General features: G+C 70.7%; 18 protein-coding genes. 12 read left to right on the forward strand and 6 right to left on the reverse strand.

The genetic code is table 11. The features are described from left to right. Positions 1-28: 28 nt before the first annotated feature. The 6 genes from EV386_RS00105 to EV386_RS00130 form a co-directional block, all read right to left on the reverse strand. Positions 29-1,120, reverse strand: coding sequence for an ABC transporter substrate-binding protein (locus EV386_RS00105; RefSeq protein WP_130411213.1), 1,092 nt, complete (start codon positions 1,118-1,120; stop codon positions 29-31). Positions 1,121-1,143: 23 nt separating this feature from the next. Continuing rightward, on the reverse strand, positions 1,144-1,947 hold the full coding sequence (locus tag EV386_RS00110) for a DUF1684 domain-containing protein (RefSeq protein WP_130411215.1): 804 nt from the start codon (positions 1,945-1,947) through the stop codon (positions 1,144-1,146). Positions 1,948-2,002: 55 nt separating this feature from the next. Next, a complete protein-coding gene (locus EV386_RS00115) occupies positions 2,003-2,827 on the reverse strand; it encodes an ABC transporter ATP-binding protein (RefSeq protein WP_130411217.1) in 825 nt (274 codons plus the stop codon). Further along, complete coding sequence (locus tag EV386_RS00120) at positions 2,824-3,930, reverse strand: FecCD family ABC transporter permease (RefSeq protein ID WP_130411219.1); 1,107 nt, start codon at positions 3,928-3,930, stop codon at positions 2,824-2,826. Before EV386_RS00120 ends, EV386_RS00115 begins: the two co-directional genes overlap by 4 nt. Before the next feature lie 271 nt (positions 3,931-4,201). After that, a complete protein-coding gene (locus EV386_RS00125) occupies positions 4,202-5,002 on the reverse strand; it encodes a DUF1684 domain-containing protein (protein ID WP_130411221.1) in 801 nt (266 codons plus the stop codon). 126 nt (positions 5,003-5,128) lie between these two features. Continuing rightward, complete coding sequence (locus EV386_RS00130; RefSeq protein ID WP_130411223.1) at positions 5,129-7,162, reverse strand: glycogen debranching N-terminal domain-containing protein; 2,034 nt, start codon at positions 7,160-7,162, stop codon at positions 5,129-5,131. 106 nt (positions 7,163-7,268) lie between these two features. Here EV386_RS00130 and EV386_RS00135 point away from each other — a divergent pair, with 106 nt between their 5' ends. The 12 genes from EV386_RS00135 (at position 7,269) to EV386_RS00190 (ending at position 24,182) form a co-directional block, all read left to right on the forward strand. Then, positions 7,269-8,447 (forward strand): LacI family DNA-binding transcriptional regulator, encoded by a 1,179-nt coding sequence (locus EV386_RS00135; protein ID WP_242607751.1) that lies wholly within the window; start codon positions 7,269-7,271, stop codon positions 8,445-8,447. A 71-nt stretch (positions 8,448-8,518) separates the two neighbouring features. Then, entirely contained in the window at positions 8,519-9,772 is a 1,254-nt protein-coding gene (locus EV386_RS00140; protein WP_130411225.1) for a sugar ABC transporter substrate-binding protein, read from the forward strand. Then, complete coding sequence (locus tag EV386_RS00145; protein WP_130411227.1) at positions 9,772-10,941, forward strand: carbohydrate ABC transporter permease; 1,170 nt, start codon at positions 9,772-9,774, stop codon at positions 10,939-10,941. Before EV386_RS00140 ends, EV386_RS00145 begins: the two co-directional genes overlap by 1 nt. Continuing rightward, positions 10,938-11,810 carry a carbohydrate ABC transporter permease gene (locus tag EV386_RS00150; RefSeq protein WP_130411229.1) on the forward strand — a complete coding sequence of 291 codons (873 nt, stop codon included), beginning with the start codon at positions 10,938-10,940 and terminating at the stop codon, positions 11,808-11,810. Before EV386_RS00145 ends, EV386_RS00150 begins: the two co-directional genes overlap by 4 nt. Before the next feature lie 301 nt (positions 11,811-12,111). Next, a complete protein-coding gene (locus tag EV386_RS00155; RefSeq protein ID WP_130411231.1) occupies positions 12,112-13,404 on the forward strand; it encodes an ABC transporter substrate-binding protein in 1,293 nt (430 codons plus the stop codon). After that, the gene (locus EV386_RS00160; protein WP_341272790.1) at positions 13,352-14,488 is read left to right on the forward strand and encodes a carbohydrate ABC transporter permease; all 1,137 of its coding nucleotides are present in this window, start codon (positions 13,352-13,354) and stop codon (positions 14,486-14,488) included. The genes EV386_RS00155 and EV386_RS00160 overlap by 53 nt, the downstream gene beginning before the upstream one ends. Positions 14,489-14,610: 122 nt before the next feature. Next, positions 14,611-15,378, forward strand: coding sequence for a carbohydrate ABC transporter permease (locus tag EV386_RS00165; RefSeq protein WP_242607752.1), 768 nt, complete (start codon positions 14,611-14,613; stop codon positions 15,376-15,378). A 137-nt stretch (positions 15,379-15,515) separates the two neighbouring features. Beyond that, on the forward strand, positions 15,516-17,894 hold the full coding sequence (locus EV386_RS00170) for a glycoside hydrolase family 10-like protein (RefSeq protein WP_165399781.1): 2,379 nt from the start codon (positions 15,516-15,518) through the stop codon (positions 17,892-17,894). Then, the gene (locus EV386_RS00175; RefSeq protein WP_130411235.1) at positions 17,891-20,050 is read left to right on the forward strand and encodes an alpha-galactosidase; all 2,160 of its coding nucleotides are present in this window, start codon (positions 17,891-17,893) and stop codon (positions 20,048-20,050) included. The genes EV386_RS00170 and EV386_RS00175 overlap by 4 nt, the downstream gene beginning before the upstream one ends. Beyond that, the gene (locus EV386_RS00180; RefSeq protein ID WP_130411237.1) at positions 20,047-21,735 is read left to right on the forward strand and encodes a glycoside hydrolase family 13 protein; all 1,689 of its coding nucleotides are present in this window, start codon (positions 20,047-20,049) and stop codon (positions 21,733-21,735) included. Before EV386_RS00175 ends, EV386_RS00180 begins: the two co-directional genes overlap by 4 nt. After that, entirely contained in the window at positions 21,732-23,261 is a 1,530-nt protein-coding gene (locus tag EV386_RS00185; RefSeq protein WP_130411239.1) for a DUF4127 family protein, read from the forward strand. Before EV386_RS00180 ends, EV386_RS00185 begins: the two co-directional genes overlap by 4 nt. Beyond that, complete coding sequence (locus tag EV386_RS00190; RefSeq protein ID WP_130411242.1) at positions 23,262-24,182, forward strand: ROK family protein; 921 nt, start codon at positions 23,262-23,264, stop codon at positions 24,180-24,182. The last annotated feature ends 9 nt before the right edge of the window (positions 24,183-24,191 follow it).

Raw genomic sequence — 24,191 nt, forward strand, 5'->3', positions numbered from 1 at the left:
CCGGACGGCGCGCGCGGGGCGAACGCCGTCAGCCCGCGGTCAGCTGGTGCACATAGCCGTCGGCCGGGTTGAAGTCGGTGATGCCGAGGTACTCCTGCGCCCAGCGCGTGACGTAGTCCAGGGGGTCGACGTCGCGGTACAGCTCGGGGTAGGCCCACTTGGCGAAGAAGAGCGGCGTGATCTGGTTGCCGGCGAGGTCGAAGGCCCAGGCGTTGTACAGGAACGTGTTCCCGCTCGTGACGGCGTCGAGCTGCGCCCAGCCGGGCTGACTGGTCAGCTCGGCGGCCTTGGCGGCGTAGTCGGCGTCGCTCGTGCCGCCGTAGATGTTCGTCGTCTCGACGGCGATCAGGTCGGGGCTCCCGGCGATCACGGCCTCGGGGTCGATGTCGATCTGGTTCCCGGCGACGTCCGCGAACAAGTTGCGCACTCCGGCGGCCTGGATCGCGAAGTTCTTGCCGCCCTCGTTCCCGGTGCTCTTGCCGGCGGAGTCCTGGTAGAACAGGACGGCCTGCTTCGCCGGGTCCTGGGGGCTGCGCTCAAGGAGCGTGGCGATGTCGTCGGAGAAGGCGTGGACCTTGGCGGCCTCCTCCTGACGGCCGAGGACCTTCGCCGCCAGGTCGATGGACGCGTCCCACTGGTCGAAGACCCAGGTGCTCAGCACGACGACAGGGATGTCGAACGCCTCGAGCGAGCTCGCGAGCTCCTGCCAGCCGTGATTGCGGTAGATGAGGACGACGTCGGCGCCCTTGGCCACGATGGCCTCGGCGTTGAGCTCGGTGCCGTTCGCGCCGACCGAGAGGCTCTCGGGCAGCTTCGAGGCCGCCAGGCGCTCGATGGTCTGCTCGTCGGTGCCGACGATCTGGTCACGCGCTCCGAGCGCCAGTGCGAGGTCGACGTTGAAGCTGCCGATGACGACGGCGCGCTGTGCGGGACCGTCGAGGTGGACGGCACGGCCCTGGTCGTCGACGACGTCGACGGCCGCCGACGTCGCGGGCCCCGCCTGGGGCTCGGCGCCGGCCGAGGTGGGGGCGCATCCGGCGGCGGCCCCGAGGAGGGCTGCGGCGGTGATCAGCGCGGTGGCGTGGCGGGCGATGGCGTGGCGGGCGATGGCGCGGGTCATGGGTGTGACTCCTGGGGTGCTGGTCAGGGACGGAGGAGGGGCAGGGTCTCGCCTGCGGTGACGGCGAACGGCAGCCGGTTCGCGGCCGGCGGCAGCGGGCACGAGTGGCTTGGCGCGAACGCGAACGGCGGCAGGTAGGCGCGGTTGAAGTCGAGCGTGACGACGTCGGACTCGCCCGGGTCGGGCAGCAGCAGGAACCGGAAGCGGAACGTCTCGGCGCCGCTGGTCGCGTCCGCGAAGGACACCATGAGGCCTGGCTTGCCCGGCACCGGGCTGCGGAAGGCGAGCAGCTCGTGCTCGGCGCCGTCGTAGGGGAAGACGATGCGGCCGACGAGCTCGCGGTCGTAGATCTCGCCGTCGGACTGGTCGGTGACCAGGCGGGAGCCCGGGGCGCTGCGCACCAGACGGCCTTCGATGACCCAGGCGGGGTCGGCGTCGAACGTGCCGAAGCCCTCAAGCGCGGCGCGCGACGGGTTCTCGTGGTCGAAGACGCGCAGGGCCTGGTCCTCCAGACGGCGGAACCAGGCGAGGATCAGGCGCCCGTGGCGGACCTCCTGTCCCTGACGCAGCACGATCGTGCCGTCGGTGACGGCTGGGCCGTCCCCGACAACCTGCACGTCACCTGTGGTGAGGCCTTCGGCGTGGACCTCGGCGCCGCGCGCGAACCAGCGTCCGGGCAGGTCGGGGAGCGCCTGCGGGGTGGGGGTGAGCCAGTAGGTGCCGACGACGGCGGCGCTGCCGTACGGGCCGGTGACGGCCCGCAGACGGCTGGCGCGCCAGCGCTCGAGCCCTGCGGCCCAGGTGGTGTCGGTCGTGGTGATGGTCATGCGGGTTCCTTTGGTCGGGGTGAGAACGTCGCGGGTGGAACGGGGTGTGACGAGGTCAGGCGGAGGCCCTGACGGGCTCCAGGTCCGCAGCGGCCGGTCGGGCGGCCGACGGCGACATGGAGCGGGGACGGACCTCGACGACGCCGGGCGCCGGGTGCGTGACGTCGATCTCCAGGCCGTACACCTGGCTCAGCGTGGCGGCGTCGAAGGTCTCGGCGGGGCGCCCTGCGCGCAGCACGCGGCCCTCGTGCAGGAGCGCGCTGTGGCCGCAGAACCAGGCGGCGTGGTTGAGGTCGTGGATGACGACGAGCACGGCGACCGACTTGTCTGCGGCGACCTGCCGGACGACCTCCAGAGTCTCGACCTGGTAGCGCAGGTCGAGGGCCGAGGTCGGCTCGTCGAGGATGAGCACACGGGGCTCCTGGGCCAGGGCGCGGGCGACGAGCACGCGCTGCGCCTGACCGCCCGAGAGCTCGGCCATGGGCCGCGCCGCCAGATCGCGCAGGCGCAGGCGTTCGAGCTCGCGCTCGACGATCTGGTGGTCCTGGGCGCGCGGGCGCATGCCGATGTGCGGGGTGCGTCCCAGCATGACCATGTCGCGGACCGTGAGGTCGAACGGGGTCGCGGAGACCTGTGGCACGTAGGCGACGAGCGACGCGTGCTCGCGGCGGGGGAGCCGGTGCAGGTCACGGCCGTCGACCGTCACGGCGCCCGAGGAGGGGCGCGCGATGCGGGCGACCACCTTCGCGAGCGTGGACTTGCCGGACCCGTTGGGTCCGAGCACGGCGGTGAGCTCGCCGTCGGGCACGTCGAGGTCGACCCCGAGCAGCACGCGCCGCTCGCCGTAGCTGACGTGCAGGTCACGGATCCGCAGGCTCATGCGGCTGCCCTCCGGCGGCGCAGGACGAGCTGGATGAACACCGGGGCGCCGACGACCGCCACGACGATCCCGACGGGCACGACGGCGGGGGCGATGATCGTGCGCCCGATCGTGTCGGACACCAGGAGCAGCAGTCCGCCCGCGAGCATCGACGCCGGGATGAGCACCCGATGGTCGGAGCCGAGCGCGAGGCGGGCGATGTGCGGGGCGACGAGCCCGACGAACCCGATGATCCCGCAGGTGGAGACCACGACCGCGGCCAGGAGCACCGAGACCGTGATCAGGCCCGTGCGCAGCGCGGGGACGTGCACGCCCAGGCTGGTGGCGGCGTCGTCGCCCGCGAACGCGACGGCGTTGAGCCGCACCGCGAACCACAGGGCGATGGGCGCGGCGGCGGCGAGCACCAGGGCGACCAGGCCGACGTCGGTCCACCGCGCCTCGTTGACCGATCCGAACGTCCAGCGCACGATGCGCTGGAGCGTGTTCTCGTCGGCGGTGAACTGCAGCGCCGAGGTCAGCGCCTCGAACAGCTGCGTCAGCGCGATGCCGAGCAGGAGGAGGGTCGCGGCGCCGAGGCTGCGGGCCGCTGCGACGCCGAGCAGCGCGCCCGAGACGCCGAGGGCGACTGCGAACGCGGCGAGGGCGACGACGCCGCCTGAGGCGGACGGTCCGATGAGCAGGATCGCCGCGGCGGCGCCGAACGCGGCGGCCGGCGAGACGCCGAGGGTGAACGGGCTGACGAGCGGGTTGTGGAGCAGGGCCTGCATCAGCACACCGGCGAGCGCGAGTGCGGCGCCCGCGGTGAGGGCGAGCAGGGCGCGAGGCAGGCGCAGCCCGGTGAGCACGGTGTAGGCGGAGGCGAGGTCGCCCGTGCGCTCCTGGCCGAGCGCGGTCGCCTGGACGGCCCGCCACATGGTGGCGGGGCTGACGCCGGCGGTGCCGACGCTCACCGACACGGCGAGCGCGACGACGGTCAGGGCGACGCCGGCGAGCAGGACGACGGAGGCGGGCACGCGCCGGCGGGTCGCGAGGCGACTGGGTTCGTCGGGCCTGCGATCGGCGTCTGGCGTGGGCGCCGGGTGGGTGGTGAGGGTGGAGGTCATGGGTCTCTTCCAGGCAAGGGCGTGCGGGCAGCACAAAGCGGCTCTCGACGAGCGGATGTGCGGGAGCGTGAGGTGTGGCGGGAGGGCGCGGGTCGCGGGTCAGCGACGGCGCAGGCGCACGCTCACGAGCGAGGGACAGCACATGGGCGCGCCGGACATGCCGGGGGCTGCCATGGTGACCACTCGCGTGCTGGACATGGGGGCACTGTGACACCGCGACGCCGCGATGCCAAACGGTGGACCATCCGTCCCGGATGGTGGACTGATTCGCTCAGCTCGGGTAGCGCGCCCCGACCGGGACGGCGACGTCCAGCACGTTCTGGGGCGGGGCTGCCGGGCACGTCGGCTGCGGCGAGTAGGCGCACCAGAAGTTGCGGGCCCGGTTGAAGTCGACCGTCATCACGTCCGACCCCTCCGGCAGGTCGAGGTCGATGTGTCTGCCGCGCGGATAGGTCTCGACGCCGTTCGTCGTGTCGCGGAAGATCAGCCGCGCCGCCACGCGCGCGGTCGAGATGAGGGTGAGCCTCCAGGTGCGTCCCGCGATGTCGAGGTCGAGCGTGCCCGCGTCGCCGTAGTGGTTGGTCACTCCGGCGAGGGACGACGGCAGGGCGACACGCCCCGGGCGCGCCGGGGGAGTCCAGCGACCCTGGAGCCGCCACGCGGGGTCGAGGTCGTAGGTGGGGGTGCCGGGGTAGGTCAGACGCCGCGGGTTGTCCGGGTCGCGCGGTCGGACGTAGACCCCCTCCGTCCGGTGCACGACGTCGATCCACACCGAGCCGTGGAAGATCCGGGTGGGCGAGTCGAGCGGGACCCTGACGCGCCCTGCGACCTGCTCGGTCCCGACGTGCAGGCTCTGCCCGGCGTCGAGGTCGGCGACCACATGCCCGCCCTCGACCCACCACAGCCCCGGCACGCCCGCGATCCGCGTCGGATCGGCGTCGAGCCACGTCAGTCCGGTCATCGCGAGGAAGCCGTACGGCTCGGTGAGCGCGGCCTCGGCCTCGCCATACCAGTCGCGCCACTGCGCGACGTACTGCTCGTCCGTCGTCTCCCGCGTCCCCCACCTCGACATGGGCGCGAGGGTAGGGCGACGCGGGCGTCGTGCGCGTGCTCAGGCCACTCGTCTCAGATGCCGGACACGTGGGGGTCCGAGGCGAGCGCAGGCGCGGGCCCCCGGCCTACGCCGTCGGCCCCGGGCCTACGCCGTCGTCTCTGTGACGGTGACCTGCGCGCCGTCGGCGACGACGCGGAAACTGCGGGGACCGACCCGCACTCCGTCTGCGACCACGCGCGCGCCCGGTGCGAGCGCCGACGTCGCGCGCAGCCCTCCGGCGCCGTCGGGAGCGAGGCCGAGCTGCGCGGTCAGGATGGCGACCGCCGACGCCGCGGACCACGCCTGCGGGTGGCACGAGGCGGGGTAGGGGAGCGGCGCCGGACCGTCTCCGAGCGCATTGCCGCCAAAGAGCTCGGGCATCTGGAAGTCGAAGTGCGGCGCCGCCGCGAGCAGACCGTCGGCGAGCGTCAGGGCCTGGGCGCCCAGACCCGCGCGGGCCAGGCCGAGCACGGCGATCGCCGTGTCATGGGTCCACACGCTGCCGCGGTGGTAGCCCAGCGGCCAGTAGCCCGCCGAGGTCGTCGACATGGTGCGCAGGCCGTAGCCCGAGGACATGTCCGAGGCGACGAGGCGCGCGGCGACCTCGCGCTCCTCGTCGGGGGTGAGGATGCCCGTGCCGACGACGTGGCCCATGTTGGAGGCGACCGAGTCGACGGGCGCGCCGTGCCTGTCGAGCGCGATGGCGAGATAGCGGCCCGCCTCGTCGCTGAGCCAGAAGCGCGCGCGGAAGCGGTCGGCCAGCGCGGCAGCCCACGAGCGCCACTCGGCGCCGTCGCGCCCGAACGCCTCCAGGAGGTCGGCGGCGCCGGAGGCCGCCTCATACGCGTAGGCCTGGACCTCGGCGAGCGCGATCGGACCCTCGGCCAAGCGCCCGTCCTTCCACTGGATGGAGTCGCCCGAGTCCTTCCATCCCTGGTTGGACAGGCCGTGGCCCGTGGTGTCGGCGTAGTCGAGGAATCCGTCGCCATCGCTGTCGCCGTGATCGCGCATCCACGCCAACGCGCGCTGCAGGGGATCGATGAGCGCGGCGACGTCGTCGTCCGCCATGCCCCAGCGCCAGGCGTCGACCAGAAGGGTGATCCACAGCGGGGTCGCGTCGACCGTGCCGTAGTACTCGGGCGGGAGGGACAGGCCGCCCTCGCCGGTCAGTTGCTGGCTGCGGATCTCGTGGAGGATCTTGCCCGGCTGCTCCTGGGTGCCTGGGTCGTCGGCGACGCCCTGGCGAGCCGCGAGGGTGCGCAGGGTTCCCCGTGCGAGGTCTGTGCCGAGCGGCAGGAGCAGACGGGCCGCCCACAGGCAGTCGCGCCCGAAGAGCGTGAAGAACCAGGGGGCGCCGGCGGCGAGGAAGGTCTCCTCGGGGGCGAAGTGCGCGCTCATCCGCAGGCTGGCCAGGTCGGCGAGCGACCGGCGCACGAGCGGCGCCAGGCGCGAGTCGGTCGCCTCGACCGCCGGGGCGGACCACTCCGGGGTGGGGCTCGACGGCGGGCCGACGACGGCGCCGTCGACGCGCGAGACGACCTGCCACGTCACGGTGGCGGGCGCGCCGGAGGCGACGGTGACCCGCCAGGTGAGCGTCGCGCCCGACTCGTCGACCGCGACGGTCGCCGCCGGCGCGGTGACGCTCACCTGCGTGCTGGCGTCGGCCCAGCGGGCGGAGCCGTCGACGAGGGCGGGCGCCAGCGGGGTGGTCGCCAGGCCCTGCTTGACCGTCTCGGTGCGCGCGAGGTCGCTGGTGAGCCGGATGGTGACCGTGCCGCTGACGGGGTGGGCCGTGCCCGCGGACAGCTCAAGCGACTCGGCCATGCGCCCGGGCGTCAGGGTGCGCCGGCGCCGCAGCATGGTCGTGGGATCGGCGCCCTCGCCGTCGATCATGCGCAGCACCGAGACCGACTCGTGGGCGCCGGGACCCATGGGCCCCGAGGAGATCGCCTCCGGCAGCGCGCCATCGACGCGAACAACGGCGGACGCGAGGACGCGCACGTCGGCGTGGTAGACGCCCTGGAGGCCGGTCGGGGCGATCTGCCCGTCGGCGGCGCACCACGCCTGGCTCGGGGCGCGGACGGTCGCGGTCAGGTCGTCGAGGAAGGGCTGGACAGGTGCGGTCTGACCTGCGGACATAGGGATCGCGACTCCTTCGACGCTGGGGCGTGTGGCGTGATGTGGACAGGGGACCGATCGGCATTTGATCGATCAATTGCGGTGCGACCACATCGACGGTACCTTCATGGCATTCGATCGATCAAACGTAATGATCGGCCGGCCCGGCGACGACGTCGACGAGGGGCCGGCGACGAGGGACACGACCCGCGAGGAGGCGGAGATGCGCGCAGGAAAAAAGGCCACCATGGCGGACGTCGCGGAACGCGCCGGCGTTTCGCGCCAGACGGTCTCCAACGTGCTCAACACCCCCGCGAAGGTGCTCCCCGACACTCGCGCCCGGGTCGAGGCGGTGATCGCCGAGCTCGGCTACCAGCTCAACTCCGCCGCACGCCAACTGCGCACGCAGCGCTCGTTCGTCGTCGGGATGTGCGTCCCGCCGGCCGCCGGAGGCATCTCGGGCCAGGTGCTCGACCGGTTCCTGCACGCGCTGACGGCCAAGGCGCAGGAGTCCGGCCTGCGGGTGATGCTCTTCACCGCGGCTGACGACAGCGCGCAGATCGACCAGTACGGGCGGCTGCTGTCCACCAAGTCGGTCGACGGATTCGTCCTGACCGACTCCCACCCCGACGACGCCCGCGTCGTCTGGCTCGACGAGCACCACGTCCCGTTCGTCTCCTTCGGCCGTCCGTGGGCGTCTGACGGCGACACCGAGCGCCCCGCCGCGTCCCGCCACGCGTGGGTCGACGTCGACGGCCGAGCGGGCGCGCGCGACGTCACCGAGCGACTCATGGCGGCCGGGCACAAGCGGATCGTGTTCCTCGGCTGGCCGCTGGGCTCGGGCGTCGGGGACGACCGGTACGCCGGCTACGCGGCGGCCATGGACGCCGCAGGGCTCGACGCCGTCGTCGTGCGCGCCACCGAGGGCGTCAGCGAGGGCGCCGGGGCGGCGGCACAGGCGCTCGACGACCCCGAGGTCACCGCCCTGGTCGCCGTGTCCGACGCGCTCGCGCTCGGCGCCCTCTCCGCCGCCCGGGAGATGGCCCTCACCGCCCCCGAGCGACCGCAGGTCGCCGTCACCGGGTTCGACAACTCGCCCGTCGCCGCCGCCGTCGACCTGACCAGCGTCGACCAGCGCACCGAGGAGGTCGCGTCGGCGGCGATCGACCTCCTGCTCCCTCAGCTCGCCCCGGGCGCCCAGGTCCCCGACCGGACCGCGCGCCCGGCGGCGATGCACGACGCCGACCGGCACGTGCTCATCCAGCCGCGGCTCGTCGAACGCGCGTCGAGCCGAACCGATCGCTGACGGCCCAGCACCGTCAGTCACCACCACGGGCAGCACCGATGCGGGCCCAGCGACACCACGAGGAGAAACCCATGACACGCCAGCCCACCCGCCGCCTCACGCGCGGCCTCGCCGCCGCCGCGGCGCTCTCCGCTGTCCTCGGCCTCACCGCGTGCGGTAATGGCGGAGGCTTCGCCGACGAGTCGCCCGCCGCCGACGCGGGCGACTCGACGGACACGACCCTCTCGGTGCTCATCGGCTCGTCCGGTGACGCCGAGACCGCGTCGGTCCAGGCCGCGATCGACGCCTGGTCGGCCGCCACCGGCCACAGCGCCGAGCTCAAGGTCGCCACGGACCTGAACCAGCAGCTCGCCCAGGGCTTCGCCGCCAAGACCCCGCCGGACGTCTTCTACGTCTCGACCGAGTCGTTCCCCGGCTGGGCCGAGAACGGCTCGCTGTGGGCCTACGGCGACCAGCTCGACGCCGAGTTCTACCCCGGCCTCGTCGACTCGTTCACCTTCGACGGGCAGTTCTTCGCCGCGCCCAAGGACTTCTCGACCCTCGCCCTCATCATCAACGACGACGCGTGGCAGGCCGCGGGCCTGACCGACGCCGACTACCCGACCACCTGGCAGGAGCTGGCCGACGTCGCCGAGACGCTCACGACCGACGGCCAGGTCGGCCTGTCCTTCGGCCCCGAGTGGGCGCGCATCGGCGCGTTCATGGCGCAGGCCGGCGGCGGCCTGCTCGACGCCGACGGCAACGCCGCGGTCGACTCCGACGCCAACCTTCAGGCGCTCGAGTTCGTCAAGCAGATGCTCGCCGACGGCGTCGCGGCCTTCCCGTCGGCCATCGGCGCCGGGTGGGGCGGCGAGGCGTTCGGCTCGGGCGGCGCCGCCATGACCATCGAGGGCAACTGGATCTCCGGCGCGCTCTCGGCCGACTTCCCCGACGTCAACTGGACCGCCGTCGAGCTCCCCCAGGGCCCCGGCGGCGACCGTGGCACGCTCCAGTTCACCAACGCGTGGGGCATCGCCAACGACTCGCAGAACAAGGACGTCGCGCTCTCGTTCGTCGAGTTCATGGTCTCGGACGCCCAGCAGATGCAGTTCGCCAAGGACTTCGGCGTGATGCCGTCCGTGACGAGCGTCGCCGACGAGTGGGCCGCCGAGTTCCCCGAGATGGGCGCCTTCATCCGGGGCGGCGAGTACGCCCAGGGCGTCCCGCCGCTTCAGGGAATCGGCTCCGTCCTGTCGGACTTCAACGCGCAGCTTGAGGGCCTGAGCACCGGCGACCCGGCCTCGATCCTCAGCTCGGTCCAGTCGACCCTCTCGGCCCTCCAGTAATGTCCGCCACCGCAACCGGAGGGGCGGTGGCCCGGCGCCGCCGCCCCTTCGGGGGTCGCAACGGCGGGCAGACTGCCGCGGGTTGGCTGTTCGTCTCGCCCGTCATCGTGATCCTGACCGTCTTCATGGCCGTGCCCATCGTCATGGCCCTGTGGGTCTCGGTCTCCGACTGGACCGGGCGCGGCAACCCGTTCGGTGGTGGCGCGAACTTCGTCGGCATGGCCAACTACGCCGACCTCCTGTCCGGCGAGACGCTGGCCTCGCGACAGCTCGGCACCGCGCTGCGCAACAACGTGTACTACGTGCTGCTCGTCGTGCCGATCCAGACCGCCGTGTCCCTGGGCCTGGCCGTGCTGGTCAACCGTCGGCGCCTGCGGGGGCGCGGGTTCTTCCGCACCGCGTTCTACTTCCCGTCGGTGACCAGCTCGGTCGCCATCACTGTCGTGTTCCTCTTCCTGTTCTCGGCCTCGGGCGCCGTCAACCGGACCCTCGCCGCACTCGGGGCCAACGGCCCGAACTGGTTCGCCGACCCGCGCGGGCTGATCCACATCGTGCTCGGCGGCCTGGGCGTGACCTCCCCGCCCGAGGCGCTGCGCGCGGCGCCGCTGCTCGGCGTGAGCTGGTGGGACTGGCTCGCCGGCCCGTCGGTCGCGATGAGCGTGTTCATGATCATGGCGATCTTCACGACGTCGGGCACGTTCATGCTGCTGTTCGTCGCTGCGCTGCAGAACATCAGCGCCGAGGTCGAGGAGGCGGCGCTCGTCGACGGCGCGACCGGCTGGCAGCGCCTGCGGTACGTGACGATCCCGATGCTGCGCCCCACGATCTTCACAGTTGTGACGCTCGGCCTGATCGGCACGTGGCAGGTGTTCGACCAGATCTACACCGGCTCGCAGGGCGCCCCCGCCAACACGACCATGACGCCCGCCTTCCTCTCCTACCAGATGTCGTTCATCGACCAGCGGTGGGGCAACGGCGCGGCGATCGCGTTCATCCTGTTCGCGATCATCGTCCTGATGACGCTCATCCAGCGCAACGTGCTGCGCGAGCGCGAGACGGTGCCACGCCGCAAACGCTTCTACCGCGACGGCGTCGTGCCGTCCGGCGCCGCATCGGGCGAGGGGCCGGCCGCGGGGCCGGCCGCCGGGTCGAAGGAGGCCGTGCGATGACCGCCTTCGCCGGCGCCATCGCGCCGCAGCCGCTCGCGCGCCGCCGCCTGCGGATCTCCTCGGTGATCGTCTACGCGCTGCTCATCGCGCTCGCGTTGATCTACATCTACCCATTCCTGCTGTCCATCGCCAACGCGTTCAAGACCGACGCCGAGGCGGCGGCCAACCCGCTCGCCCTCATCCCGACGACGCCGACGCTCGCCGCGCTTGAAAGGCTCTTCGCCAACTCGGACTTCCCGATCTGGCTGAAGAACTCGGCCATCGTCACGGTGTGCGTGACGCTCGGACGCGTCTTCTTCAACTCGCTCGCCGGCTACGCGCTCGCGCGGCTGCCGTTCAAGGGGCGTGGAGCCGTGTTCGGGGCGATCGTCGCGATCATGGCGGTGCCCGGCGTGGTGCTGCTCATCCCGCGGTTCCTCGTGATCAACACCCTCGGCATCTATGACACCTACGCGGGCCTGATCATCCCCTTGCTGGTCGACGCCGCGGGCGTGTTCATCATGAAGAACTTCTTCGAGTCGGTTCCCCCGGCGGTCGAGGAGGCTGCCCGGATCGACGGGGCGGGCACGTTCCGGATCTTCTGGTCCATCGTGCTGCCCATGGCCAGGCCGGCGATCGTCACGCTCGTCATCCTGTCCTTCCAGGGGTCGTGGAACGAGCTCTCCCACTTCATCGTCGCCTCGCAGTCGCCGGCGCTGACCACACTGACCCGTGGTGTCGCGGGGCTCGCCGCGGGTGGCCTCGGCCAGGGCTCGCAGTTCCCGCTGCGCCTGGGCGCCGCTGTCCTGATGACGATCCCCGTCGCCATCCTGTTCTTCGTGTTCCAGAAGCGGATCATGAACGCGAGCTCCGGAGCGGTGAAGGAGTAGCCCGGACCGCGGTTGCGATGACGCCGTGGCGCCGTGACGGCGTCCCGACGTTGTCGAACAAGGTCGGCCAGCCCAGAGGCTTGCCTCAGCCATGCAGGATGGTCTATACCTCAGCCGCTCATCATGAAGCGTCGACAACGTTATTGGCGGCCCATCTGTCTAGGCCAATCTGCTCGAAACGCTCTCGACACCGATGTGTAACCCAGCCTCTTGCCGGGAGGGTTGACAGATTGGTATACACCTGTGATGCTCACCGTGGTGTAAGCCAGACCACATCGTGGCGGGATCACAGGAGGCAGGGATGAGGAACCGACGACTGGTGGCGACCCTCGCGGGCATCACCACGGCGATGACCCTCGCAGGGTGCGGCTTGTCCGGAGCTCAGGCGGACGACGCGGGATCGGAGCCGTCGAGCTCTGATGTCACTGGCGAGATCACAGGTGACGTGACGCTGCAGACTTGGGCGCTGAAGGCGGGCTTCTCGGACTACATCGAGGGTGTCATCGCCGCTTTCGAGGAGAAGTACCCCGGCACACACGTCAACTGGATCGACCAGCCAGGCGAGGGGTACGAGGACAAGCTGCTCGCTCAGGCGAGCGCGGGGGAGTTGCCCGACGTCACCAACACGACGCCCGCGTTCGGCTTTCAGCTCGCCAAGGAGGGTTTGCTGGAGGACTTGACGCAACTCGACGATGAGCTCGACTCGACCTACGTCGCAGGGGCGCTCGAGGGCTTCCAATTCGCTGGCATCGAGGGCACCTACGGCTACCCCTGGTACCTGACGACTGAGCTGAACTACTGGAACACCGATCTGCTCACCCAGGCCGGGCTCGACCCTGAGAGCCCGCCGCGGGACTTCGACGAGCTCCTCGCAGCAGCGCGGACCGTGAAGTCGGCGACCGACGGCCAGGCCTACCTCATGAGCAAGAAGCCGAACCTGGGAGACTTCGCCTCGGCGGGCGTCAAGGTCATCAACGACGAAGGCACGGAGTTCGTCTTCAACTCCAAAGACGCCGTCGCCCTGCTCGACGAGTACCGCCAGGCCTACGCCGACGGGTTGCTGCCCCAGGACGTGCTCACCGACAAGTTTCTCGGTCACACCGAGCTGTTCAAGAAGGGCGCGGTCGGATGGACGACCGGAGGCGGCAACTTCATCGCGGGCGCCATCGCCGACAACCCGTCGCTCGAGGACAAGTTCGCCCTCTCGCCCCACTTCGGCACCCCGCCGCTCGATGTTCAGGGCGTGTCCGTGCCGAAGACGTCGAAGAACAAGGCCACGGCGATCGCGCTTGCCCGCTTCCTGACGAACGCCGAGAACCAGGAGGCGTTCGCCGACCTCGTTCCGGGCATCTTCCCGTCCACGCTGTCCTCGCAGTCGGACTTTGCCGCGTCTGACGGCAGTGACATCGCAGAGGCGAAGGCGATCGCCTTCGCCTCGCTCGACGACGCGCGTGTGCTGGAGCCGGTCCAGGTCTCCTCGGCGATGTCCACGATCATCAACCAGGAGATCGCGGCGGCGATGACCGGACAGGTGTCGTCGCGTGAGGCGCTCGACACGGCCGTCGAGAAGTGCAACCAGATGCTCTCCGAGTAGAGCCGCCCGCGGACGGGGCCGGGTCGTCGACCGTGACACGGCCCCGTCCGATCAGCGCGACCCCAAACGAACGGAGGAGCCGATGAGCGCGACGGCACAGGCCGGCGGAGCGCGGTGGTCCGCACAGGCGGGCGGCGGCGCAGAAGGTCAGAGCGAGTCGATCGGCGCCAGCCGACCGACCACGGCAGCATTCGGACGCGCCCGGAGGATCCGCACCCACAGTTGGTTCGCGCCGTGGCTGCTGTGCCTTCCGGCGATCGCCTTTCTCGTGGTCTTCAACCTCGTTCCCGCCATCAACGTCGTCGTGCTCGCTTTCACGAACGCCAAGATGCTCTCCGGCGGGACGTTCGTCGGAGCGGACAACTTCGTGCGGATGCTCCACGACGACCAGGTCGGCACCGCCTTGGTCAACGGGCTGGTCTACCTGGCGGTCTGCTTGCCCTTCCTCTTGGTCCTTCCGCTCGGTTTAGCGGTCTTGGTCGAGAAGAAGATCCCGGCGATCGGCTTCTTCCGGACGATGTTCTACACCCCGGTCGTCGCCTCCGCGGTGGTGGTCGGGCTGATTTGGACCTGGTTGCTCGACGATCGCGGCGCGATCAACGCGATCGCCAAGAGCCTCGGGCTCATCACGCGGTCGGTCCCCTTCCTGACCGACCGATGGCTGCTGCTCCTGAGCGCCATCAGTCTGACGATCTGGAAAGGCCTGGGGTACTACATGGTGATCTACCTGTCCGCGCTGGGCAGCGTGCCTCGCGAGTTGCACGAGGCGGCGGCCGTCGACGGCGCGTCCGCGTGGCGGCGGTTCTGGAGCGTGACCGTTCCAGGCGTGCGCGGCACGATGTTCCTCGTCGGGGTGCTGATCACCGTCGGGGCCCTGCGGGTGTTCTCGGAGCTGTTCATCCTGACTAACGGGACCGGCGGTGTCGGCGGCGCAAACGTATCGATCGTGATGCTCGTCCAGATGTACGCCAGCGGCTTCAACGGCAACCTCGGCTACGCCTCGGCGTTGTCAGTGCTGTTGTTCGTGGTCACGTTGGTTCCCCTCGCGGTCATCGCACGAGTCCAGCGCAGGACTGAGCAGTGACCGCGGCCGAAACCTCGACCGGCGCTGCGATGTCCAAGGTCGGCCGATCGCATCGAGGCTTCTCGTCCGTCCGCCCGAGTGAACTCGTCGTCCGGTACGCATGCCTCCTGGTCGTGCTCGCGGTGACGATCGGGCCCTTCCTGTGGCAGCTGTCGACGTCACTCAAGGGCCCGGCTGACGACATCTACAGCTCCACGCCACGACTCTTCCCCTCCGATCCGACGCTTGCGAACTTCATCGAGGCGGCCACGAAGATCCCGATCCTCGGGTTCGCCGCGAACTCTTCGCTCGTCGCGCTGCTTGTGGTCGGTGGGAACATCATCGGCGCGACCATGGCTGGTTACGCGCTCGCGCGACTGAGGTTCCGAGGCCGAGGCGTTGTCCTGGGGGCCATCCTCGCGACAATGCTGTTGCCGGCAGAGTCGACGATCGTCGCGCAGTACCTCACGGTGCGCGAACTCGGCTTGGCCGACACACTGCTCGGGGTCGCGCTTCCAGCGATGGTCTCAATGATCAACATCCTCTTGATGCGTCAGGCGTTTCTCGCGGTGCCGAAGGAGCTGGACGAGGCCGCGATCGTCGACGGCGCGAACGTCTGGCAGCGCTTCTGGCGCATCGGGCTCCCCAACGTTCGGGGCATGGTGGCGGTGATCTCCGTCTTCGCGTTCATCGCGGCTTGGGACGACTTCCTGTGGCCGTTGCTCGTGCTGACGACCCCCGAGAAGTTCACGCTGACCGTCGGGCTGCAGTACCTCTCGGGCGCGTTCTCGTCCAACCCGCGTGTCGTCGCGGCCGGCACCATGATCGCCTTCATCCCGATCGTCGTCTTCTTCCTCGTTCTCCAGCGGCAGTTCTTTCGAGGCGTCGACGCGGGCGCCATCAAAGGGTGACCGCCGACGCCTCACCCAGCGGTGCGAGCACGGCCGAGCAAGGTCGGAGCGCGCCGCCACGACCAAGGACGGTATCGAGAGGAGCAGTGAAAGGCATGAGTCACGATCGCGCAGTCTCGCCTTATCGATGGGCTGTCTTGCGGCGCGCGCCACGCGCGTTGCTGGTGCTCGCGCTGGCCGCGGTGGGGATGAGCGTCCCTCCACCCACGGCGAGCGCCGATGCCACCGAGGTCGACCGCCCGACAGTCGTGGCCGCGGACGGCGCGCAATGGGCCATCGACGCGGTCAACACTGGTCGAGGCGCTGGGATGCTCGTCCAGTACACGCCGGACTACGGGTTCTCCACCTTCACCAACCCCTGGGGAGCAGAGGCCGTCGTCGAGGCCACCGCGGAGCCGAACACGTACCAGGTGCTGACGGTCGGCTCGGCCCAGAGGGATCTGTCGACCAGCGGGAACCGCCAGATCCCGGCCGATGGCTTCGTCCTGTCTGCCGGCCCGGACGGCAGCCCCGACGCCGTCGCCTTCATCACTGACCACTTCACGCCCGGAGATCTGGTCACGATCGTGCGCCCGACGTCGCTGAACGCCAGCAACCCGCTGGCCGTGGTCGACCCGACGCCCGAGACGAACCCTTCCGGCGCCGAGTTCCCCGGTTACCGAGGCGCTGACCAGCTCATTCAGTACACTCCGGCCTTCGGGCAATCCACTGGCACCAACGAGTGGGGATATGAGCTCGTTGTACGCTCCGGGGTCGTGGCCGCGGTCGGTGGGGCGAACTCTGCCATCCCTCCTGACGGCTACGTCCTGTCCGGCCATGGCGTCGCGGACGCGTTCCTGCGCGCCAACGGCATCGTCGGCGCATCGGTCGAGATCGAGGCAGGCGCTGTCCGGATCCGCTCGGACGTCGGAACGGCGATCAGCAGCGCGACCGCCGAGGTCGCCAGGGTCGCCCAAGCTGTCTCGGAAGGCGACGCCAACTTCCTCGACGCGGACTTCGCCACTGCGAACGACGCGCTCACCCGCGCGGACGCCGCTCTGAGAGTGGCACGGTCCGCGATGGGCGTCGACGACCAGACGGCCCTATGGCAGGTCGACCAGGCCCTGGCCGCCTCGCGCGCGGCGTCGTACGCCGCGACGCCCAGCCGTGTCGCCGAGTCTCGCGGCGTCTGGTACCGACCGGTCGAGCTCGACGCCGAGGCGGTTCGAGCGACCGTGGCGAGGATGGCGCAGACGGGCGTCAACGAGCTCTACCTGGAGACCCTGTGGGGTGGATACACCATCTACCCGAGCGCGGTCGCCGCTCGGTACGGACTACCCGCGCAGCGCCCCGAGTTCGCCGGCTTCGACGCCCTGGCGGTGTGGAAGGCGGAGACCGAACGGGTGGGCATCGCGCTGCACGCCTGGGTCGACGGACTCGCCGTCGGCAATGAGCTGGGAGACGGTGTCGGTCCGATCGTGACCACTCACCCCGAGTGGCTCGCCCAGCCCCGTGACCATGCCGGCTCGGACGCCGCGTTCCCGTCCGCCAATGGGTTCTACTGGCTCGACGTCACCGATCCCCGCGCTCGGCAGTACTTCCTCGATGTCACCTCCGAGATGGTCCACCAGTACGGCCTCGCGGGCCTGAACCTGGACTACATGCGCTACCCGTCGAACGGGAGCTGGCAGAGCGCCTACAACTTCTCCACCGATGCCGTCGCGACGTTCCAGGCCGCCTACGGAACGGACCCGCTGACACTGTCGGGGGACGACGAGGCAGCGTGGTCGCAGTGGACCACGTTCGTCGAGTCCGAGGAGAATCGCATGGTCGGCGAAGTCTCCCGGGCGGTGAAGGCGGTCAAGCCGGGCGCAGTCGTGTCTGACGCGCCGGAGGCCGGGACCGAGGCGGACAAGATCGGCCAGTGGTCCCACGTGCTCGACGTCGTCATCCCGCAGGCCTACACCACGAACCTCGACGCGATCCGCCAGCGGGTCGACACGGTCGTGCACAGCATGACCGGGGGTCAGCTGGTGTACGCGGGGCTCAGCGCGATGTACGAGCGCGGCGGTGCGGACGCGACCGTCCAGCAGACCCAGGCGGCGCGAGACGTGGACGCCGGGTCGGTGATCTTCGCGTTCGGCCAGGCGGGGCCAGCGCACGTCAGCGCGCTCTCAAGCGGGCCGTGGCGTGAGTCGGCGGTGTCGCCGGGCGTCCACCCGATCGAGGCGACACGTGCCGTCGTCGACGACGCTGTGGAGCGGATCGCGGCCTCATACCTCCCCCGCAAGGGGCTCGACAGGGTCATCGCCACGACGCTCACCGCCCGGCTCAAGGCGGTCAAGGCCGTCCTGGGGGGCGAGGCGCGGCCCATCCAAGTCACCGTCGCCTCGCGCCAGGTCGCGGCGCTGCAGTCCGTCGTCGAGCGCGAGCAGTCCGCCGGGCGCATGGATGCCGCGGTCGCTGCCCGCCTGCGTGACAGTCTCGGCGAGTGCGCCACCTTCCTCGCGTACGCGTCAGCGAGGAACATGCGATGAGGATCGGGACTGACGACGTCGCGCACCTGCGCGCAGGAGGGGTCTCGCTCGTCGTGGCGGTCGGTGAGGGGCTGCCGCGCGTCGTGCACTGGGGGCCGGACCTTGGGTCATTGAGCCAGGAGCACCTGCGGGCGCTCGTGACGTCGTCAGTCCCGCCGATCGTCTCAGGTCCCGTCGACGCAGTCGTGCCGCTGGCGGTGCTGCCCGAGGCGCATCGAGGCTGGTTTGGCACCCCCGGCGTCAGTGGGCACCGGGGCGGGCGCGACTTCTCGCCGGCCTTCACATCACGGGCCGTTGAGCACACCGAGCACGATCAGGGCGCCCAGCGCCTGGTCGTTCATGCCCGCGACGCGAAAGCCCTCTTGTCACTCGTGCTCACGATCGAGTTGGCCTCGTCGGGTCTCGTCACGCTCCGAGCGACCCTCACGAACGACGACCATGACAGTGAGTACTGGCTCGACCAGATGAACCTCGCGCTGCCGGTGCCGACCGAGGCGACCGAACTGCTCGACTTCACCGGGCGGCACCTGCGCGAGCGTGCGCCACAGCGAAGCCCGTTCACACAGGGCACACACCTGCGGGAGAACCGGCGCGGACGAACCGGATCGGACGCTGCGACCCTCTTGATCGCGGGCCGCCCCGGATTCGCTTTCGAAGCGGGTCAGGTGTGGGGTGTCCACGTCGGCTGGTCGGGCAACCACCGCGTGCTTGCCGAGCGCAACGCCGAGGGACAAGGTGTTCTGGCGGGTGGCGAACTGCTGCTGCCCGGCGAGTTGCGCCTCGCGCCCGGGCAGTCCTACACCACGCCCACCGTCTACGGATCGTGGGGTGACGGGCTCAACGCATTGTCCTGGCGCTTCCATGACTACCTGCGTGCCCGCCCGAACCACCCGAGCCCGCGGCGGGCGGTCCTGCTCAACACCTGGGAGGCGGTCTACTTCGCTCAGGATGTCGAGACCCTGAGCGAGCTCGCGGACGCCGCGGCCGACGTCGGGATCGAGCGGTTCGTGCTCGACGACGGATGGTTTCGTGGCCGTCGCGACGACTCCGCGGGGCTCGGGGACTGGTTCGTCGACCCCGACGTGTGGCCCGATGGACTCGACAAGTTGGTTGAGAGGGTCCGCGAGCGCGGAATGGAGTTCGGCCTGTGGTTCGAACCCGAGATGGTCAACACCGACTCCGACCTGGCGCGCGCCCACCCGGAGTGGATCTTGTCGGCCGGAGAGCGCCTGCCTCCGGAGGCGCGCCACCAGCAGGTGCTCGACCTGACCGAGCCGGAAGCCTTCGAGTTCGTGCTCGCTCGCCTCGACGCACTCGTCCTTGAGTACGGGATCGACTTCGTCAAGTGGGACCACAATCGGGACCTCGTCGACGCCGGACACGAGGGGGCGCCCGCAGTCCACTGGCAGACGCTCGCCGCCTACCGGCTGATGGACACCCTGCGAGAGCGGCATCCGGGGTTGGAGATCGAGTCGTGCGCCTCAGGCGGTGCGCGTGTGGATCTGGGTGTTCTGGAGCGCACTGACAGGGTCTGGGCATCCGACGCGATTGACGCCCTCGAGCGGCAGCACATCGAACGCTGGACCCGTCTGCTGCTGCCACCCGAGTTGATCGGGTCGCACATCGGTTCGGCGTGGGCCGCCGCGACAGGGCGCACGCACGAGCTTGAGTTCCGCGCGGGCACCGCGTTCTTTGGCTGCCTTGGCGTCGAGCGGGACCTGCGGCGCGCCGACGCGGCAGAACGCCAGGCGTTGCGCGAGTGGATCGCCCTGTACCGGCGCCACCAGGTTCTGTTGCACACAGGCCGGTTTCACACTGTCGACCACGGCGACGATTCGCTCCACGTGCACGGTGTGGTCGCACGCGATCAGAGTGAGGCGATTTTCTCGTTCGCCGCTGTGGCGACCTCGCCGTACGCCCGGCCGGGTTTGGTCCGGCTTCCCGGACTTGACCCCGACGCCGAGTACCTGGTGACGCCTGTCGCACTGGCGTCGCAGGTCGAGAAGTTCATGGGGCGGACCGTGCCGCCGTGGTGGGCGACTGGAGCACGGCTGCCGGGAGGCGTCCTGTCGCGCCGCGGAGTGCAGATCCCCGCGCTGTTCCCTGAGAGGTTGACGATGGTGCATCTGGTCCGGACGGTGGAGTCCACGCCATGACCGTGACGCCCTCATCCCCGGCGCGCGCGGCCTGGTGGCGTCAGGCGGTCGTCTACCAGGTCTACCCGCGCAGCTTCGCGGACGGCAATGGCGACGGTGTCGGTGACTTCGCCGGCATCCTGGGCCGGATCGGTCATCTCGAGGCGCTCGGGGTCGACGCCGTGTGGATCAGCCCGTTCTATCCGTCGGCGCTTGTCGACGGAGGCTACGACGTCGACGACTACACCGACATCGATCCCCGTATCGGCACGCTTGAGCAGTTCGACCTGCTGGTGCACGGCCTGCACGAACGAGGCATCCGATTGATCATCGACCTCGTTCCGAACCACTCCTCGAACCGGCATGCTCGGTTCCAGGCAGCGCTCGCCGCAGGGCCGGGATCGCCCGAGCGGGATTGGTACGTGTTTCGAGACGGCAGGGGAGAGCACGGCGAGCTGCCGCCCGCCGACTGGCGCTCGCTGATGGGCGAGCCCGCGTGGACGCGCGTGCCGGACGGACAGTGGTACCTCCACCTGTTCACCTCCGAACAGCCCGACTTCAACTGGTCCAACCCGGCGGTCCGCGACTTCTTCACACAGGTGCTGCGCTTTTGGGGGGACCGGGGCGTGGACGGGTTCCGCGTCGATGTCGCCAACGGCCTGACTAAGCGGCTCGACGCCGACCTGCCAAACCAAGAGCAGCTTGATGACGCCTCTGCGCACGCGGTCGGCGATCACCCGCTGTGGGACCGCGACGACGTCCAGAGCGTCTACCGACAGTGGCGGCGCGTGTTCGACGAGTACGACCCGCCGCTGATGGCGGTCGCCGAGGCGTGGGTGAGCGCCGATCGGCGACTCCGGTACACCGCGCCCGGGTCACTCGACCAGGCGTTCGGCTTCGACCTGCTGCGAGCGCCCTGGGACGCGAGCGCGTTCCGTCGGGTCATCGCGGAGAGCTACGACCTCGCTGACCGCTCGGGAGCCCCGCCGACGTGGGTGCTCTCCAGCCACGACGTCGTGCGGCACGCGACCAGGTACGGGCTCGTCGGCGCCGGTGACGAGAACGACTGGCTGCGCAGCCGAGGGGCGCAGCCTATCGAGGACCGTGAGGTCGGGTTGCGGCGGGCGCGTGCGGCGACTCTGCTCGCGCTCGCCCTGCCAGGCTCGGCCTACCTCTACCAGGGCGAGGAGTTGGGTCTGCCTGAGGTCATGGTCCCCGACGACCAACGTCAGGATCCCGTGTTCTGGCGCAAGGACGGGCTGGAGGTTGGCCGTGACGGATGCCGAGTCCCGCTGCCGTGGACCACGGATGGCACGTCGTTCGGCTTTGGCGCCGGCGGTGCTCACCTGCCTCAACCGTCATGGTTCGGCGAGTACGCGGTCGACGGTCAGGAGCGCGACCCCGCGTCGACGCTCACGCTCTACCGCCGCGCGCTGAGGCTGCGCCGGGTGTTGCAGGTCGCCGAGAGCATGCGGCTCCTCGACCTCGGCAACGGTGTCGTCGGCTTCGAGCGTCCCGGTGGATGGATATCTGTCACCAACTTCGACGAGGCGCCTGTGCCCTTGCCCCGCGGGGAGGTGGTGCTCGCGAGTGACGCGGAGGCGGTGCGAGCTGGACTCCTCGGACCGAACGCCACGGTCTGGCTCACGCAGAACGGTGTTCAGGCCGCTGCCGCGTCCCGAGTCGTCGGAGGCGACCCGTCATGAGGATCGCGTTGCTGCCGCTCGATGAGCGCCCTGTCAACGTGCGCCTGCCCGCTGAGGTCGCGGCGGTCGCGGGCGCCGAGGTCGTCGTGCCTCCTGCGGGAGCGCTGCCGCGGATGCGTGTGCCGGGTGACGTGGACGTCCTCGGCGACTGGCTGGTCGGCCAGTGCCTCGACCCTGCCACCGACGCAGCGGTCGTGTCGCTTGAGATGCTCCACCACGGCGGTTTGCTCCCCTCGCGCCTGAGTCACGACGACCTGTGGAGCACCCTCGGGCGATCACAGGTGTTGCGCACCATCCGAGCCGCTCGACCGAGCCTGCCGATCGCCGCGCTGTCCGTCGTCATGCGCGCAAGCGACTCCTATGTGGCGGATGAGGAGCCCGAGTACTGGACGCTGTACGGCCGTGACCTGCACGCCGTCGGCGCGGACCTGCACAGGAGCTTCCTGGGAGAGCCGACGTCGGGCGCCGGCGCCCGCGTGCCGCATGAGGCGCGCGCGGACTTCCTGCGTCGTCGGCTCCGCAACCACCTGGTCAACCTTGCGGCGCTTGACCTCGTGGCTGACGGCGTGATCGCCCCGTTGCTCGTCACGGCCGACGACACCGCGTCCCGATCCGCCGGATCGGTCGAGCAGGCGTGGATCGCTCACTGGTCGCGTGCGCTGTGCCGGCCGGAGGGGTCTGTCGTCAGCCACCCTGGGGCCGACGAGGTCTCGGCCGTCCTGGTCTCTCGCGCGCTCGGCGCCCTCGACCCGCGACCGGTGTCGATCGCCGTCGCGTGCGCAGACCCGCTGGGGCTCAAGCGCACGGCGCCCTACGAGAACGCGCCGGTGGGTGTGGGGGCGGCGTCGCAGATTCGCGCGTCGGGCAGTGTCGTCGCTGACGGGCCGGGCGACGCGCTGCTGGTCGTGCACGCGCCCGATCCCATCGGCGGGGACTGGCGCGGGAGGATGCCCCACGACTGCGGGCGCGAGCCCGGGCCGGCCGCTCGGGGGGACGAGGCCGTGCGATCGACCGCCGCGGTCATCCGAGCCGCGCTCGACGCGGGCGCCGCCGTGGGCCTGGCCGACGTCCGATACGCCAATGGAGCAGACCCGCGGCTTGTCACGGAGTTGTTGGAGCAGGGGCTCATCGAGAGGCTGTCCGCCTACGCGGCGTGGAACACCGCAGGGAACACTCTCGGGTCGGTCGTGGCGACGCTCCGCGCCGGAGTGATCGGCAGGCGCGCCGGCGCCTTCGACGCTCACGCGGCGCGAAGGCTGCTGGTGGGGCGTGTCCTGGAGGATTGGGGGTACCAGGCCGTGGTGCGCACCCGCCTGACGGGGACGCTCGACCCTCAGGCAGGAGAGGACCCCGCCGCCGACGGCCGTGGGGACAGCTACCTCGCCCGCGCGCGCCGTGAGCTCGCGGGGCTCCTTGAGCGTGTCTCGCCCGGAGCGCGGCTCGACCGCGTCACCCTGCCGTGGCGTCGTTCGTTCGAGGTCGAGTTCGACGTCCGACTGCCCCACGACAGACCGCGGGGGGCCTGAGTGCGTTGCTTTCTGGGGGTTGACGTCGGCGGAACGAAGACCGCCGCCGCCGTGGTCGACGCGTGCGGGCGGGTGCTGCTGAGCTCCGTCGTCGCGACGCCCGCACGGCTCGGGGGAGCGGCGGTGCTGGAGGCCGCAGGCGCTGGTGCGGCCTTGACGCTCGAGCGCGCCCGTGCGGAGGGTCTGCGACCCGAGGCATGCGGCGCCGGTGTGGCTGGGGTCATCGGCCCCGACGGGGTCGTCACCAGTGCGACCGAGGCGCTGCCAGGCTGGGCCGGCGTCGATGTTCGATCGGGCCTGGCGGCAGCGACCGGCCTGCCGGTGCGTGTCGTCAACGACGTTCACGCGCTCGCTCTCGGTGAGGCTCGGTTCGGCGCCGCGGCGGACGCGCGAAGTGTCCTGGTCGTCGCCGTCGGGACCGGCGTCGGCGGCGCCTTCGTCCACGACCGGAGGTTGGTCGCGGGGCGCAGCGGAACCGCCGGGTCGATCGGGCACACTCCGGTCGCAGGTCGTGAGGGCCGCCGGTGCCCGTGCGGCGCCGAGGACCACCTGGAGGCCTACGCCTCGGGTCCGGCGATCGTGAGCCGCTACGCCGCGCGTGGTGGGCAGGGCGAGCGCCTGGAGGACGTTGTGGCCGCTGCGGGGCGCGGAGACGACGCCGCGCGCACGGTGCTGGTCGAGGCGGGGACCCTGATCGGGCAGGTCGTGGCAGGCGCCGCCAATCTCCTCGACCCGCACGCGATTGTGTTGGGCGGCGGGGTGCTGCACGCAGGGGCTCACCTGCTCGATCCGCTCAGGCGGGCCTTGATGGCGCACACGCTGCCGGGACCGCGCGCTGCGCCGGTGAGCGCTACGGCGCCGCTGCCCCATGGGAACGTCGTCGGTGCCGCAAGCCTGGTGATGGATGGTATAGACCTTTAGGATGGCCTT

Source organism: Xylanimonas ulmi, assembly GCF_004216535.1.
Classification (GTDB): domain Bacteria; phylum Actinomycetota; class Actinomycetes; order Actinomycetales; family Cellulomonadaceae; genus Xylanimonas; species Xylanimonas ulmi.

Coding starts and splice junctions, on each gene's coding strand:
- EV386_RS00105 (WP_130411213.1), bottom strand. CDS start 1,120: ATGACCCGCGCCATCGCCCGCCACGCCATCGCCCGCCACGCCACCGCG.
- EV386_RS00110 (WP_130411215.1), bottom strand. CDS start 1,947: ATGACCATCACCACGACCGACACCACCTGGGCCGCAGGGCTCGAGCGC.
- EV386_RS00115 (WP_130411217.1), bottom strand. CDS start 2,827: ATGAGCCTGCGGATCCGTGACCTGCACGTCAGCTACGGCGAGCGGCGC.
- EV386_RS00120 (WP_130411219.1), bottom strand. CDS start 3,930: ATGACCTCCACCCTCACCACCCACCCGGCGCCCACGCCAGACGCCGAT.
- EV386_RS00125 (WP_130411221.1), bottom strand. CDS start 5,002: ATGTCGAGGTGGGGGACGCGGGAGACGACGGACGAGCAGTACGTCGCG.
- EV386_RS00130 (WP_130411223.1), bottom strand. CDS start 7,162: ATGTCCGCAGGTCAGACCGCACCTGTCCAGCCCTTCCTCGACGACCTG.
- EV386_RS00135 (WP_242607751.1), top strand. CDS start 7,269: ATGGCATTCGATCGATCAAACGTAATGATCGGCCGGCCCGGCGACGAC.
- EV386_RS00140 (WP_130411225.1), top strand. CDS start 8,519: ATGACACGCCAGCCCACCCGCCGCCTCACGCGCGGCCTCGCCGCCGCC.
- EV386_RS00145 (WP_130411227.1), top strand. CDS start 9,772: ATGTCCGCCACCGCAACCGGAGGGGCGGTGGCCCGGCGCCGCCGCCCC.
- EV386_RS00150 (WP_130411229.1), top strand. CDS start 10,938: ATGACCGCCTTCGCCGGCGCCATCGCGCCGCAGCCGCTCGCGCGCCGC.
- EV386_RS00155 (WP_130411231.1), top strand. CDS start 12,112: ATGAGGAACCGACGACTGGTGGCGACCCTCGCGGGCATCACCACGGCG.
- EV386_RS00175 (WP_130411235.1), top strand. CDS start 17,891: ATGAGGATCGGGACTGACGACGTCGCGCACCTGCGCGCAGGAGGGGTC.
- EV386_RS00180 (WP_130411237.1), top strand. CDS start 20,047: ATGACCGTGACGCCCTCATCCCCGGCGCGCGCGGCCTGGTGGCGTCAG.
- EV386_RS00185 (WP_130411239.1), top strand. CDS start 21,732: ATGAGGATCGCGTTGCTGCCGCTCGATGAGCGCCCTGTCAACGTGCGC.